13 protein-coding genes are annotated in these 14,692 nt (G+C 67.5%); 4 read left to right on the top strand and 9 right to left on the bottom strand.

Annotation, left to right across the window (positions count from 1 at the left end):
• Nucleotides 1-18 precede the first annotated feature (18 nt).
• The 7 genes from spt to VI08_RS13855 form a co-directional block, all read right to left on the bottom strand.
• Entirely contained in the window at nt 19-1,203 is a 1,185-nt protein-coding gene (gene spt / locus VI08_RS13885; RefSeq protein ID WP_084621515.1) for a serine palmitoyltransferase, read from the bottom strand.
• The gene (locus VI08_RS13880) at nt 1,200-1,451 is read right to left on the bottom strand and encodes an acyl carrier protein (protein WP_052697954.1); all 252 of its coding nucleotides are present in this window, start codon (nt 1,449-1,451) and stop codon (nt 1,200-1,202) included. The genes spt and VI08_RS13880 overlap by 4 nt, the downstream gene beginning before the upstream one ends.
• The gene (locus VI08_RS13875) at nt 1,448-2,386 is read right to left on the bottom strand and encodes an NAD-dependent epimerase/dehydratase family protein (protein WP_045830186.1); all 939 of its coding nucleotides are present in this window, start codon (nt 2,384-2,386) and stop codon (nt 1,448-1,450) included. Before VI08_RS13875 ends, VI08_RS13880 begins: the two co-directional genes overlap by 4 nt.
• Nucleotides 2,383-4,143: a fatty acyl-AMP ligase gene (locus VI08_RS13870; RefSeq protein ID WP_045830185.1), complete on the bottom strand. Its 1,761-nt coding sequence runs from the start codon at nt 4,141-4,143 to the stop codon at nt 2,383-2,385. Before VI08_RS13870 ends, VI08_RS13875 begins: the two co-directional genes overlap by 4 nt.
• Before the next feature lie 189 nt (nt 4,144-4,332).
• Complete coding sequence (locus tag VI08_RS13865; RefSeq protein ID WP_045830184.1) at nt 4,333-5,088, bottom strand: aspartyl/asparaginyl beta-hydroxylase domain-containing protein; 756 nt, start codon at nt 5,086-5,088, stop codon at nt 4,333-4,335.
• Nucleotides 5,085-5,807: a hypothetical protein gene (locus tag VI08_RS13860; RefSeq protein ID WP_232309554.1), complete on the bottom strand. Its 723-nt coding sequence runs from the start codon at nt 5,805-5,807 to the stop codon at nt 5,085-5,087. The genes VI08_RS13865 and VI08_RS13860 overlap by 4 nt, the downstream gene beginning before the upstream one ends.
• Before the next feature lie 13 nt (nt 5,808-5,820).
• Nucleotides 5,821-6,537: a hypothetical protein gene (locus VI08_RS13855; protein ID WP_045830182.1), complete on the bottom strand. Its 717-nt coding sequence runs from the start codon at nt 6,535-6,537 to the stop codon at nt 5,821-5,823.
• Nucleotides 6,538-6,648: 111 nt separating this feature from the next.
• On the opposite strand from VI08_RS13855, the gene VI08_RS13850 reads away from it, so the two are divergent.
• Nucleotides 6,649-7,374: an ATP-binding protein gene (locus VI08_RS13850; protein ID WP_045830181.1), complete on the top strand. Its 726-nt coding sequence runs from the start codon at nt 6,649-6,651 to the stop codon at nt 7,372-7,374.
• A gap of 197 nt (nt 7,375-7,571) precedes the next feature.
• Here the strand turns inward: VI08_RS13850 and VI08_RS13845 are convergent, their stop codons facing one another.
• Complete coding sequence (locus VI08_RS13845; protein WP_045830180.1) at nt 7,572-10,037, bottom strand: membrane-bound PQQ-dependent dehydrogenase, glucose/quinate/shikimate family; 2,466 nt, start codon at nt 10,035-10,037, stop codon at nt 7,572-7,574.
• A 108-nt stretch (nt 10,038-10,145) separates the two neighbouring features.
• Between VI08_RS13845 and VI08_RS13840 the strand changes: the two genes are divergently transcribed.
• Both VI08_RS13840 and VI08_RS13835 read left to right on the top strand, forming a co-directional pair.
• Entirely contained in the window at nt 10,146-11,159 is a 1,014-nt protein-coding gene (locus tag VI08_RS13840; RefSeq protein WP_045830179.1) for a LacI family DNA-binding transcriptional regulator, read from the top strand.
• A 945-nt stretch (nt 11,160-12,104) separates the two neighbouring features.
• On the top strand, nt 12,105-12,611 hold the full coding sequence (locus tag VI08_RS13835; protein ID WP_045830178.1) for a hypothetical protein: 507 nt from the start codon (nt 12,105-12,107) through the stop codon (nt 12,609-12,611).
• Nucleotides 12,612-12,635: 24 nt separating this feature from the next.
• On the opposite strand, the gene VI08_RS13830 is transcribed toward VI08_RS13835, so the two are convergent.
• Complete coding sequence (locus VI08_RS13830) at nt 12,636-13,880, bottom strand: hypothetical protein (RefSeq protein WP_045830177.1); 1,245 nt, start codon at nt 13,878-13,880, stop codon at nt 12,636-12,638.
• 149 nt (nt 13,881-14,029) lie between these two features.
• Between VI08_RS13830 and VI08_RS20975 the strand changes: the two genes are divergently transcribed.
• Nucleotides 14,030-14,632 (top strand): DUF2170 family protein, encoded by a 603-nt coding sequence (locus VI08_RS20975; protein ID WP_052697952.1) that lies wholly within the window; start codon nt 14,030-14,032, stop codon nt 14,630-14,632.
• Nucleotides 14,633-14,692: the final 60 nt, after the last annotated feature.

The raw sequence follows: 14,692 nt of genomic DNA, 5'->3' as shown, positions 1-14,692 counted from the left end.
CGGCGTGGACCATGGTTATTACACTCTCGCGCCCGGCCAGCTGGCAAACGCGGCGCAAATGGCGTCGATCTGCGCCGGGGTGTGGGCGGCGCTGACGCTGCAGCGGAGCAGGGATTCGTCGCTGGGCGTGGCCGGCGGCACCATCACGTTCACGTACACGCCCTGCTTCAGCAGGTGGTCCCAGAAGCGCAGGGCCTCGAGCTTCTCGCCCGCCAGCACGGCGACGACGGCATTGGGGGCCGCGCCGAGGCGGAAGCCCAGCTTCGCCAGGCCGGCATGCAGGCGTTCGGCGTTCTCGCGCAGGCGCTGGCGGAGGTCGTCCGCCGCGGCCAGCTTGCGCAGCGCCTGGCGCGTCGCGGCGATGGTCGCCGGCGGCAGCGAGGCGGTGAACACGTAGGGGCGGCTGGCGTAGCGCAGCACGTCCATGTCGGCCGAATCGCCCACGCAGAAGCCGCCGGTGTTGCCGAGGCTCTTGCTGAAGGTGCCGACGATGTAATCCACCTCGTCGAGCACGCCGGCTTCTTCGGCCACGCCGCGGCCCTTCGCGCCGAGCACGCCCAGCGAGTGGGCCTCGTCGACCATCAGCACGGCACCGTACTGCTTCGCCACGTCGACGAATTCGCGCAGCGGCGCGCGATCGCCGAGCATGCTGTACACGCCCTCGACCACCACCAGCGTGCCGGCGGCCTTGTCGCCAAGGCGGCGCAGGCGCTTGCCCAGGTCGGCGGCGTCGTTGTGGCGGAAGCGGATGGTGTCGGCGCCGCTCAGCTTGCAGCCATCGTAGATGCTGGCGTGGCTGTCGGCGTCGATCATCACCGTATCGCCCGGGCCGGCCAGCGCCGAGATCATGCCCAGGTTGGCCTGGTAGCCCGTGGAGAACACGATGCCGTCGCGCTTGCCGTAGTACTCGGCCAGCTCGGTCTCGAGCGCACGGTGGCCGGCGTAGCTGCCGTTGGCCATGCGCGAGCCCGTGGTGCCCGTGCCCGCGTGGTCCAGCGCCTCGCGCGCCGCGCCGATGGTATCGGCGTCGAACGTGAGCCCGAGGTAGTTGTTGGTGCCGGCGAGGATGGTGCGGCGCCCGTGGATCAGCCCTTCGGTTGGGGTGATGATCTCGTCGATCTGGGTGCCGAACGGGTCGATGCCCAGCGTGGCCAGTTCCTGGCGCACGGCACGCACCGCCTGCAGCCGCGGGTTCTCCCTCATGCGTGCTTGCCCGCCACGGTTTCGATAAGCGTGGCCAGCTCACCCACGGTGCGGATATCGGCCAGCGCGTTCACCGGCACGGAAATATCGAAATGGTCTTCCACCGCCAGCATCAGGTCCATGACCTTCAGCGAATCGAACGCGAGCTCACCGGTGAGCCCGGTGTCCGCGGTGATGTTGGCCACGCGCCCTTCGGCCATGGGGGTGACGATGTCGACGAGCTGTGCCACGACGTCCTGATGGTTCACCGGGATACTCCACTCAATGCCGCTAGACCTTGTTCGAATGAGACGACGGGGTGCCACCCCGTCGCTTGCATGAATATGTTGTTGTCGTGGCCCACCCAATCGGCGTGGGTCACCTCGCGCACCTTCCCCGGCGTCAGCATGGGCGCGTAGCCGAACACGCGGGCCGCGGTGCGGTTCACCGCCGCGATGGTGCGCAGCACGGGCACCGGGATGGTGAGCCGGCGGATGGGCGCGCCGCCGCGCAACACGGCCGACGCGGTGGCGAGCACCGTGTCCCAGTCGTACCCGCGCGGGTGGCCGTCGTCGATCTCGTAGATCGCGCCGCTTGCCCCGGGCTGGCCGACCCACGCGCAGACCGCCGAGGCCAGGTCCGCCACGTGGATCATCGAGAAGCGGCCCTTGCCGTCGCCGGGGATCGGCGCCAGGCCCTTGGCCATGCCCTCGAACAGCGGCAGCATCTCCTTGTCGCCGGGGCCGTAGACGGCAGGCGGGCGGATCGCCGCCCACTGCATCGCGCCCGCGTTCGCGGCCAGCGCCTGTTCGCCGAGGTGCTTGCTGCGCGAGTAATCCGACAACTGCGGCTCGCGCGCGGCCAGCGACGAGATGAGCAGGAAACGCCGGGCCGCGCCACCGCGCACGGCGGCCTGCGCCACGCGCAGCGTGCCCTGTTCGTTCACTCGGTCGAACGCGTCCCGGGTGGCCCCGCGGACACTGCCCGCGCAATGGACCACCACCTCGGCATCCTGCACGAGGGCGGCCAGCGCGTCATCGTCCCCGAGGTCACCCGCGACCCATTTCACGCCGGGCGTGCTGTGCATCACCCGGCCATTGCGCGGACGGTACAACGCGCGGACGTGGTAACCCGCCTGCACCAGGGCATCGCAAAGGGCCGCGCCGATGAACCCGGTGGCGCCCGTGAGCGCGACCGTTGTCACGCCCCAGAGGCCAACGGTACCTGCATGAGTGCCTGGCGCTCGAGGTAACCGCTACGCGTGGCCGAGCGCGAGAGCTTGCCCGACGAGGTGCGTGGCAGCGTGTGGCGCGGCACCAGCTCGATGATGCAGTCGATGGCCAGGGCCTCGAAGATCTCGCGGCGCACGCGCTGCACGAGGGCGGTGCGGACGGCCACATCGTCGGTGTTGCACTGGACGACCACCACGGCGGTCTCGGTGCCATTCGCGCCGGGCACGCCGAACGCCGAGGCATCCTGCGAACGCAGCTCGGGCTGGCGTTCCACGATGTGCTCGATATCCTGCGGCCAGATGTTGCGGCCGTTGATGATGATCATGTCCTTGTGCCGGCCCGTGATCGCCACTTCGCCGTCGACCATGTAGCCGACATCGCCGGTATCGAGCCAGCCATCGGCCGACAGCACCTGCGCCGACTTGGCCGGCTGCAGGAAATAGCCCGACATGAGGCTGGGGCCACGCACCATGATGCGGCCCACGCGGCGCTCGGCAAGCACGTTGCCCGCGTCGTCGCGAATCTCCATGGCGTGGCCCGCGATGGCGGCGCCGCAGCGCACGAACGGCGTGCCGCGGCCCTCCGGCATCGGCCGGGCGCGCAGGTTTTCAGATAGCTCGACGGGGTCGAGCCAGTCGACGACGACGCCACGGCCCACCGGTGCGAAGCTGACGGCCAGCGACGCTTCGGCCATGCCATAGGACGGCACGAACGCCTTCGCGTCGAAGCCGGCAGGCGCGAGCAGCTCGGCGAAACGCGCGGGCACGTTCGGCATGATCGGCTCGGCACCGATGCCGGCGGCACGCCAGTGCGAGAGATCGTACGAGGCGATGTCGCCCGGGCGCACGCGGCGCGCGCACATGTCGTAGCCGAACGGCGGGCTGTAGGCGATGGTGGCCTTCGACTGGCTCATGAGTTCGAGCCAGCGGCGCGGGCGCATCGCGAATTCGCGCGTATCGAGGTAGTCGATGGAGCGCTGCGCGGCCATCACGGTGAGCAGGCAGCCGACCAGGCCCATGTCATGGTAGAACGGCAGCCACGACACGAAGCGATCGTCGTCGCGCAACGCCAGGCCATCGTCGCTGGAGCCACGCAGGTTGGCCATCAGCGCGCGCTCGGTGATCACCGCCGCCTTGGGCGTGCCGGTGCTGCCCGAGGTGAACTGCAGGTAGGCCACTTCGTCTTCGCCGGTGGGCTGCAGCGGCGCGCTGTCGAGCGGCAGGCTATCGAAGGCCGACGGCTCGCCCCACATCACGATGTCGAGGCCGCGCACGGCTTCCTCGAGGAAACGCTGGAACGACTCCGACGCCACGGCCACGGCGGCGCCGCACGCTTCGAGCATGCCGCGCATCTTGTGCACGAAGGCATCGTGGCCGCCCAGGTTGATCGTCGACGGCAGCGCCACCGGCACGAGGCCGATGTACTGGCAGGCGAAGAAGAACCTGACGAATTCGGGCGAGGTTTCCGCGACGATGGCGACGCGCGAACCGCGCGGCAAGGCCAGCGATGCGAGGCGGCGGGCCAGGTCCATGGCCTGCACGCGCAGGGCGCGATAGGGCATGGCTGTGACCAGCTTGCCGCCGGCATGGAAATTCGCACCCGTGACACCCTTCGCCGCGTAATCGAGCGCGTCGGCGAGCGTCGCGAAGTCAGCACGGCGCAGGGGCACCGTGTTGTGCGTGGGCGTGGCGCTGACGCCACGATTCGGGATGGAACCGTCTGCACTCATGGGCTTTTCGCTTGCTTCTCTGCGAACGTCTCGCCGGTGATCCGGAAAAAGACCGAGGTGTTACGTGGGCATTACTAAACCCAGCGGTCCTCTAATTAGACGTATGCTAAGAATTTACTCAGAGTTTCGCAAGTCTTTCAGGGCAAAAATTGTATTTTTTTTGTGAACCGCTGCCTAGGGGAAGCCGAATCACCGGCCCCTGGCACGGCCCCAGGCCTGGATGTTCTTCAGCGGCTGGCGCACATACGGCGATGCCTGGATAAGCCAGAAAATCAATCGGTTAAAGGCGGTTCCGAGCTTGTCCATGGGGCGGTCGATATCGATGAAAAGCACGGCCCGGAGCTCGTCCGTGTCGTTCTTAACCTCGTGCTCATAACTGTCGTCGAATAGCACGACCTTGCCCTCGTGCCAGTGCAGGAACTGGTCGTGGACCCTGATCCAAACGTTACGCCAGTCTTTCGGCACCATGACGCCGAGGTGGGCCCGGATGACCGCCCGGGTGGGCCCCTTGTGGGGGGCGATGTGGTACCCGGGCTTCAGGATCGAGAACATCGCGCTGCGCATGCCGGGCAGCGTATCGAGTACGGCGGCCGTCCTGGGGCACACGGCGCAGTTCTCGTCCACGCGCTTGCCGTAGACGTAGAAACCAAAGGTTTTCCAGTTATCGCCCTTGGAGATGCGCTTCTGGTCGGGGGATATCTGATGGAAAGCCGGGATGTCCTCGGGGTGCTCGAGGATATGGTCGAGTTCGGCGCGGATCTCGGGCCATGCGGCTTCCAGGCGGGGCACCCAGTCGAACGTGCCGTTGTCGAGCACGGGCGTGGTGGCCACCAGCGAATGCTTCGCCTCGAAATCGCCGCTCCAGCGCAGGAAACGCTTGCCGCCGCGGATCAGCAACCGGCGCCACAGCGGCGCCTGCGGGGTTTCCATCGGTGTGGTGTTCATGGCGTCTCGAGGGCAGGGGTGGCACGCGTGACGGCATCCAGCGCGTGGTGCAGCACGTCGGCGAGCGGCGCGCGCGTATCGATCTCGACCAGCGGCGCGCCGTTGTAACGCAGGCGCGCCATCACGGCGATCTTGTCGGCGAGTTCCGAGCGGCTGTGGTCGGGCTTGCGCGCATACGCCGTGGCCACGTCGATGTTGAGCTTGATGACGAGGCTGGGGCGGTAGCGCGCCATGCGCTGGTACAGGCGCACCTCGCGTTCGGCCAGCTTGCGCACCAGCCACGAGTTGCTGCGCGCCACGCCCAGGCCGGGGCCGTCGTAGCGGAAACCGCTGGCCTCGGCTTGCGGGTAGCGATCGGTGATGACGAGCGTGCCCGATTCGGCCAGGCGGCAGACGCGGCGCAGGTGCGCGGCGCGCCAGTAGGAGAGGCCCACCATGATGAGCGCGCCCCAGAACCCGGGCGCGGCGTTCTTCATGTCCTGTGCGTGCGCGGCCTTGGCGGCCAGGCGCTTTTCAAGGCGCGGGCCGATGAGCGGCAGCTCCTTGATCTTCGCGCCGCTCTCGCCGGAAATAAGCCCCAGGTAACGGCGCACCACGCGCGTGCGCGGCGCGAGGCGCGCCACGAGTTCGTGCGTGATGGTCGATTTGCCCGTGCCATCGCAACCGACGACGGCGATGAGGCCGGCGACAGGCGGGAACGGGGCGTCTTGGCTAGGCATGTCCATGGGGCGTTCAGTGCGGCGCTGGGGCGAGTGCCGCGTGCGCGGCGCGCAATGCGGCATCCAGCACATGGGGTGCGCTATCGCGCCCATCAAGGTCGAGGATGCTTGCGCCGTTGAACGTGAGGCCGGGTAGGGTGGCGATCTTGGCCCGCAGCGACGAGAGCTTGTGGTCGGGCTTGCGCGCGTGCGCGGTGGCCTCATCCACGTTGAGGCGGATGACAAGCGCGGGCACGTAGCCCACCATCCATGCGTAAAGGCGGCGCTCGCGCTCGCGCAGCCAACGCACCCACCAGCTGCCGCCGGTGGTCTTCGCAAGCTCCGGGCCGTCGAACAGGAAGCCAGGCACTTCATCCTGCGGGTAGCGGTCGGTGACCACCACGGTGCCGGCTTCGCAAAGCGCAAGCGCGCGGCGGAGATGGCGGGCACGCCCGCGCGATAGCAGGTAGATGGCCAGCGCGGTGACGGCGCCCGGCGCGAGCTTCGGCTTGTCATGCACCTTGTCGGACTTGCCGACAAGGTAACGGCCCACGGGCCCACCGATGAGCGGCAACCCGCGAACCCACTCGCCGATGCGCCCCGAGGCCTGGCCCAGGTACACCTGCTCGACGCGCACGGAGCGGCCGAGGTGGTCGACAAGGCCGGCCGCCAGCGTGGATTTTCCCGAGCCATCGCAACCGGTTAGGGCGATGATGGGCAGGCGGGAAGAGGGTGGGGGGCGTTGCGACACGCTAGGCCTACCGTGGCTTGATTGCTTAAGATGACAGTTATGTTATGCCCCGGCTGGCGGGTTCGTCCACGCAGCGAGGCGTTTTGACTCCCTCTTGAACGTGGAACATGCATGCCGGCGAACGCTGACACCCTCGCGCCCCTCATCGCCATCATCGGTACCGATGGCTCGGGCAAATCGACCGTGTCCGAACACGTCGCCCAGTGGATCACCCGCTATGGCCCCGCCGGGCAGGCGCATCTCGGCAAGCAGTCAGGCAACATCGGCCGGGCGATGGCAAGGTGGCCGCTCATCGGGCCTGCCATCGATCGCCTCATCCGCCGCAAATCCGATGGCGTCAACGATCGCATCAAGGACGGCAAGCAGCCGGAATTCCTGCCCTCGCTGGTCATCAGTGCGTTCACCCTGCGCCGCCAGCGCCGCTTCAAGCGCATGCTGGCCATGCGCAAACGCGGCCTCATCGTCGTCACCGATCGCTTCCCGCAGGTGGAGATCCCCGGTGCCTACGACGGCCCCGGCTTCCCCGACACCACGCAAGGCTCGTGGGCCGTCGTGCGCATGGCACGCCATGAGCGCAAGGTGTTCGACTGGATGGCGGGCTACAGGCCCGACCTGGTGCTTCGCCTCAACGTCAGCCTCGATGTCGCGTGCCAGCGCAAGCCCGACCATCGCCGCGACGCCCTGCGGCGCAAGATCGAAGTGACACCACTGCTGAAGTACAGCGGCGCGCATGTCGTCGACATCGATGCGGACCAGCCGCTGGCGAAGGTCATCGCGGATGTCGAGGCCGCGGTTGAGGCAACGATGGCGCGTAAGGGGTACGTGGCGAAGCGTTAGCGAAGTAAGGGTCTACGCGAACCATCGGGTTAGCCGCGTGCGTGGCATCGGTTCATTCGCGTTCGCGAATGAACCGGTAAAGAAGCATCGCCAGCAAGCTGGCTCCCACAGTTAGGGCGGTGCGCGAACGCATAAAAAAACGCTCCGGCGACCAGGCATGTGCCTGGCCGCCGGGGCGTTCTTCCCAAGCCTTGTGCTTAGTGCTTCGGCAGCGCGTACGCGACGACGAAGTTGCCCTTCGGGGTATGCATGAAGTGGTGGCCCGTGGCCGTGATGACCACGAACTCACGGCCATCCTGCTCGTACACCATCGGCATCGCCTGGGCACCCGCCGGCAGCGGCGCCGACCAGATCGTCTCGCCCGTCGTGATGTCGATGGCGCGGATCAGGTTGTCGGTAGCCGCGGCGATGAACACCAGGCCCGACTTCGTGATGACCGAGCCGCCGTTGTTCGGCGTACCGATCTGGATCGGCAGGCCGGTGGGCAGGCCGAACGGGCCGTTCTCACGCGCGGTGCCGAACGGGCGGTCCCATACGGTGCGGCCGTCGCGGATATCGATGGCGCGGATGCCACCGTACGGCGGCTCCTTGCAGAGCATGCCCGTGGCGGGTAGCTGCCAGCCGGCGTTGACGTCCACCGCTACAGGGATGCCTTCCTGCGGATCGCCCGCGCCTTCGGCACGCGCTTCCTGCACCGGGTCGTTGAGGATGTCACGGGCCTTCCAGCCGCGCTTGTCGGCTTCGGCGCGGGTCACGAGCTTCACGTAGTTAGGCATGTCGTTGTAGTTCGCGATGATGACGCCGCGAGCCGGGTCGAACGACACGCCACCCCAGTCGACGCCACCGTTGTAGCCCGGGTAGTCGATGATCGGGTGCTTGGTATCCGGCGGCGTGAACTTGCCGCGGTAGTCGGCCTGCGCGAACTGGATGCGGCACACCAACTGGTCGAGCGGCGTGATGCCCCACATGTTCTCGGGCTTCAGGTCCGGTTGGGCCACCGAGTTGAACTTCGAGAACGGTTGCGTGGCGCTGCGCGCGGCCGGCTCCAGGCCGCCCTGCGGCACCGGGCGCTCTTCGACACCGAACAGCGATTTGCCGGTCTCGCGGTTGAGCACGTAGAACTCGCCGTTCTTCGTCGGGAAGATGATCGCCGGCACCTTGGTGCCATCGGCCTGCGGGTAGTCGAGCAGAGTGGGCGGCGAGCCCGGGTCGTAGTCCCACACGTCGTGGTGCGTGTTCTGGAACGTCCAGCGCGGCATGCCGGTTTCGACATCCAGCGCGGTCAGCGACGGTGAGTACTTCAGCTCGTCCGGCGTGCGGCTGCTGGAGTAGTAATCGCCCGAGGCGTTGGCCACCGGCAGGAAGACGAGGCCCAGCTTGTTGTCACCGGTGAACGAGGTCCACACATCGGGCGAACCGCGCTTGTACAGGTCGTCGCCCTGGCGCGGGGCCGGGTTCATCGGGTCGGCCGCATCCCATGCCCACTTCAGCTCACCCGTCTTGACGTTGTACGCCTTGGTGACGCCGGCGGGGCCGAACGCGCGCTGGCCGTCGACCGTGGTGTGGCCCACGACAATGGTGTCGCGGATGACGACAGGCGGCGAGGTGATGGCCACGTAGCCGTGGTAGACCTTGCCCATGTCGACGGTGAGGCTCACTTCGCCGTTGGTGCCGAAGTCGGTGCAGCGCTTGCCGGTCTGCGCATCGAGTTCGATGACGCGGGCGTCGAGCGTGCCGACGATGATGCGGCGGCCACACATGGCGCCGGCCGCGGTGGCGGGCGCGGCGGCATCGGGCGTGCCGGTGGTGGCCGCAGCCGTGGTGCTGGCCGGGTCCTGCCAGAAGCTCATCGAGCGGCACGACGGGGTGTAGGGCACCGACTTGGGCGTGATGCCCGGGTCGAATTCCCACTTCTTTTCGCCCGTGGCGGCGTCCAGCGCTTCCACCTTGTTGAGGTAGCCGCACACATACAGCATGTTGCCGATCTTCAGCGGGGTGTTCTGCACGCCCCAGCGCGTATCGGTCGGCACGTCGCCCACCTGGGCGGTCCACGCCACCTTCAGGTCTTTCACGTTGGCCGGGGTGATCTGCGTGGCCGAGGTGTAGCGCTGCGCCGCCTGGTTGCCACCGTAGGCGGGCCAGTCGGTGGAGGGGATGCCACTCTCGGTGCTCGGGCCGGTGTCGGCCACGAACGGGTCGGCGCCCGCGGCCGGCATGTTGCTCGCCGGCGTGACATGGTGCGGCACGAACGCCAGGCCACCGGCCACGAGGAAGGCGAGCACGAGCACGGTGGTGGCTGCGCGGGCGGTGGCGCGCGACAGGCCGTGGTGAAGGTTCGTCAGCAGCAGCGAGAACCAGATGGCGAAGATGAGCATGAGCGCGAAACGCGGCACCCAGCCCCAGTAGTCCGTGCCCGCTTCCCAGATCGTCCAGACGAGCGTAAGGACGAAAAGGATGCCGAACCAGAGCGTGGCGCTGGTGCGGCGACGGCCCAGGGCAATGGCGCTGGCCAGGCTGAGCAGGCCGGCGATGGCGTAGTACCAGTTGCCGGCAAGGGTGATCAGCTGGACGCCGCCGATGACCATGAAGAGGCCAAATACGCCCAGCACGAGCGCAAGCAAACGCCTGCCCCAGCGTGCGAGGGCACCTTCGTATGTGTTCATGTCGTTCCTCGTTGAGGAGTGGATAGAGGGGAGGCGTTACGCCCCTGCATAGCTATTCAACGATACGCCTGAGAAGGTTCGTAGGCAAGGAAATGCTAACCTCGTCACATGTCACGCACCCCGCCGAACCCGCCTGGCGCCACGCGCCCCCAGGCTTCGTCCACCGCCGTCGCGCGCCTTGCCGGGGTCTCGCAGTCCACGGTGTCGCGCGTCTTCAGTGCGGGCGCGGCCGCAGTTTCCGCCCCGGTGCGTGAGCGCGTCATGAAAGCCGCCGCCGAGCTCAACTACCGCCCCAACGCGCTGCCGGGCATCCTGCAGACGGGGCGTTCCGGCATCATCGCGGTGGTGGTGGGTGGCTTCTACAACCCGTTCTTCACCGAGTTCCTGCGCTGCGTTACCGGGCTGCTGCGCGAGCGCCGGCTGGAGATCATGCTGGTAGACACGGCCAGCGACGACAACCTCAACGACATCGTGGGCGAGCTCTCCCGCTACCGCATCGATGGCGTGATCAGCGCCATGGCGATCCATTCGGCAAAGGTCGCGCGGAAGCTGGAAAGCGCCGGCATTCCCATCGTCGCGGTGAATTCCAAGCGGGTGGGCAACATGCGCACGGTTTCCACCGACAACCGCGCCGCCGGCGGCGTCGCGGCCGACGTGCTGGTCGACGGTGGTTGCAAGCGCATCGCCTACCTCGCGGGACGCGACAGCCAGGCGCAGAGCGAGCGTGAGCGCGGCTTCCTCAAGCGCCTCGAGGAGCGGGGCCGGCGGAAACCCGAGCGCGTGCTCGCCGGCTTCAGCTACGAGGAAGGCCATGCCGCGGCCGTCGAGCTGCTGTCGGCCGGCAGCCGCCCGGACGGCATGTTCTGCGTCAACGACCTTGTCGCGCTGGGCGCCATGGATGCCATCCGCCAGGCGTTCGGACTCAGCGTGCCCGGCGATATCCAGGTGGTGGGCTTCGACGATATCCCGATGGCCGGGTGGCGCGCGTACGAGCTCACCACGTTCCACCAGGACATGGAGGCACTGGCGCGGGGTAGCGTGGAGCTGCTCGTGGACGAACCCGCCAACCCGCGCATCACGGTGCCATGCCGCCTGGTTCCACGCGGCACCACGAGGCTCTAACGCAGTCCGCCGTGCATTCGCGCACCGCCTCACCTGTAGGAGCCAGCTTGCTGGCGATGCTTCTTTACCGGTTCATTCGCTGAAGCGAATGCGTGCGTTGAGCGGCTTGCGCCGCCTAAGGCTGGTGGCGTGTCGCGAGTCGGCGGCGGGTGGGCCCCTGGGTCCGCCAGTCGCGGACCTTCGGACCGGGCGGTAGCGGCGCTATCGCCATGACGCGACGTTGCGCGGCCCTCCGCTCATGTCGGCCCCAGGAACCCACCCGCCACCGAGTCCACGCGCCCGGTTTCGTGGGGCACAAGCATGTGTCTCGGAGCGTATCTCCCAAGTCGGGCGACATCGTGATTGCGGCGGGAGGCGACGATGGCCATGCTCGATGGCGCGAAATTCTCTTGGGGCCCCTGTGCCAACAGCGCCATCGAACGCCGGGAACAGCGCAGACACACGGGTGAGTTTTGCGATGCGGTGTCGGGACCGCCGCACGATACGTCGTGGTCCACGCCGCGCGCGCCGGTCTCGTCACGCACGTATGCGACGACGCTCGCTAAGACGCGCCGTGGCTAAACTGCCAGGCACTACGCAGCACCGGCTTGTGCCACACGAAACGCGGCGTACCGACTCGGGGGCGGGCAGGCCCTTGGGGCCGACATGAGCGGAGGGCCGCCATGCGCAACGGTTATCGCCAAAGCGTCGCTACGGCCCGGTCCGTAGGTCCGCGACTGGCGGCCCCAAGGGCCTGCCCGCCCCCGACCCGCGGCCACCCACCAGCTTGAGGCGGCGCAAGCCGCTAAAGCCATGCATTCGCGAACGCGAATGAACCGACCCACGCCCCCCGCATTCTCCGCAGTGCCCGAAGAGCCCGAAGAAACTTTAAAGTTCAACGCGCCCCAGCCGATAGGGCGAGGGCGCTACGTCAAGCTGGCGTGTATCGAAGACAAGGAGAAGTACATGAGGAAGCAGTTCGTCGCCGCGATGGCGATGCTGGTGGTGGCCCCGGCCGCATTCGCAGGCGATGCCGTCACGATCAAGAAGCCGGTGACCTTCAACGAAGACGCCGATATCCCCAAGTCCGTGCTCGACGAGTGCAAGCTCGACGACGAGCTGCCCGCGGCCATTGCGAAGCATGCGAAGGAAAACGGCATCGAGGTGTCCTACGCGGCCACCGACGCGGCGCCGGCGCAGGGCCGTGTCATGGAGCTGGAGATCTACGAGGCCGTGGCCGATGGCAACGCATTCATGGGCCACCACAAGTCCATGGGCGTGAAGGGCAAGCTGGTTGTCGACGGCCAGGTCGTCGGTAGCTTCAAGGATCGCCGCATTTCCATGGGCGGCGCGTTCGGCGGCTTCAAGGGCAGCTGCGCGGTGCTGTCGCGCATCACGAACGAAATCGGCGAAGACGTCGGCGAATGGCTCAAGGAGCCGGGCAAGAACGCGAAGCTGGGCGACCTCGAGTAAGCGGGCAGGGATCCAGCCGGGCGCCTAGCCCGGCTGGATTTCCCGGACCACCGCGGCCCTGGCTTTCAATGCGGCGTACGTGGCGTCGTCGGGGAACACGCTGACCCTGTAGCGGCGCGGCGAAAGCGCCGGCTCCGGCGTGGTGAGCGCGGGGATCAGCTCCGCCGCGGCAGCCCAGGGCACATCCATCATTTCGTGGCGCTCCTTGCACCACAGGCGCAGGTAATCCGCGTGCGGCAGGAGTGTCGCCACGCCCCGCGTCCATTGCCCCGAGCTGGAGATTTCCCCCGTCGTGGTGTCCTGCACGGCGCGGAAGGACGCGACAAAGACGTCCTCTCCCTCTTTTTCGTGGATCTTCTCGAGCAGCGCCTTCTGGTCGGCGTGGATGCCGTCGAGCCGCTTGTAGCGTGCCATGGTGAGGCGTGCGGCGGTGGCCGAAGGCAGCGCGCCCTCGTAGGGGTACCAGGTGCCGTCCCTGAGCACGAGAAGTTGCTCGCTCAAGGGGCGTGTGTCGTTCTCCAGGACATCCGCCGCGACCGAGGCCATGGCCGCGATACCCTCGTCATCCAGGCTGCCGGTAACGAACAGATGGTTACGCGTGGGAATAGCGGCGACCGGCGCGCCACGCACGGGCAGGCGGTGGATCATGTCGGTGAGCAGCAGGCGCGAGGCATCGAAGACGTCGTGCCACGACGAGGTCCACACGTTGCCATGGCGTTGCATGCCGGCGTCGTCGGTGCGCTCGCGCAGGTTGGCGAGCGCTTGCGCAAAGGCGGCATCGAGGCCCAGGCCACATTTTTCGAGGGTGGCGCGGTTGGCCGAGCGCGTGGCGTGTTCGGAATCGACGACGAGGGCGACCGAGAGATCGCCAACGAACTCGCGCAGGCACGTGTCGTTATCGCCCGCCGGGAAGCCAGCCAGCCGGCCCTGCAACGCGCCCCACGCGAACATGGCCGTGTCGCGGATGGTGGGCATGAGGCTCGCGATGGTCTCTTCGGGGCTTTCTTCCCGCGGGGCCTCGAGGAGGCTTGCCAGGTAGGTGTCGATCACAGCGTTGCGCTTGCCCGGCGCTACCGCGAGCGTGTCGCGGTAGGCGTTGTGCAGGTTCATCGTGAAGGGCCGGCCATCGGCGAGCTCGAACGCGATGCAGAAGCCTGGCGCATCGTAGTCCGCCTTCCTCGGGTTGCCCTTTTCACGGGCGCGCCGGATCACCATGGCCGCGAAATCGTCGTGGGTCAGCTTGCGCTTGAACAGGTCGAGGAGGCCCATCGTCGGTCCTTGAGCAGGTGGTTGGCGGCGACGTTAGCACCCGGGCGCCCGCGGCGTCATGGATGTGATTGTGTAGCACCCAAGGTCGGCGTATGTTACGCGTCACGTTAGGCGTAACGCCTTCCACCACGAGCCGATCCACTAACCCCATGCCACCCACGAAGCCAGCGACCACCGGTGCGAAACGCCAGAAGGCGTTCCGCGACAGGATGGCGCAACTGGGCATGACGATCCCCCGGATCTACATGACCGAACGGGAGCAGGGGCTGGTTCGTGAGTTCCTGCGCCACCAACGCAACGAGCAGACCGAGCGTCTGGTCGCTGGCATGGATACGCAGGCCATGAACCACAAGTGGACAACCCAGCGTCTCTACGAGGCGCTCCAGGATCACGCCGCAAAGCAGCCGCAGTTCTCGGGCGTGTGGCTGCACGCCACGCCGGCCTTCATCGAGCTGGCACTCGCGAGCCATGCCGGCCAGCGCGTGCATCTGGTGGTATCCGAGTTCGAAATCCTGATGACCGCGCCGCTGTGCGAGCAGCGCGCGGTGTCGGATCCGCTGCGTTTCAACGAAGCCTGCCTGAGGCTGGGCCCCGACATGCCGCTGACCAACATCGGCCTGGTGGGTTCGCAGTACATCCTGTTCGGCCAGCTTTCCGCGCGCTCGCCGCTTGCCAATATCGTCGAGGAACTCGACGTGATGGGGCGCAACGTGATCGACGCGCAGGCTTCGCTCGCCGACTTCATCGGGTAACGCGTAGCGCCCCATCCCTGATTCCCACGCACGCCGCCGCGCCTTGCATGGCGCGGGCCG

It is taken from the genome of Luteibacter yeojuensis, from assembly GCF_000964085.1.
Classification (GTDB): Bacteria; Pseudomonadota; Gammaproteobacteria; order Xanthomonadales; family Rhodanobacteraceae; genus Luteibacter; species Luteibacter yeojuensis_A.
This window is presented reverse-complemented; position numbering and strand designations above follow the sequence as displayed.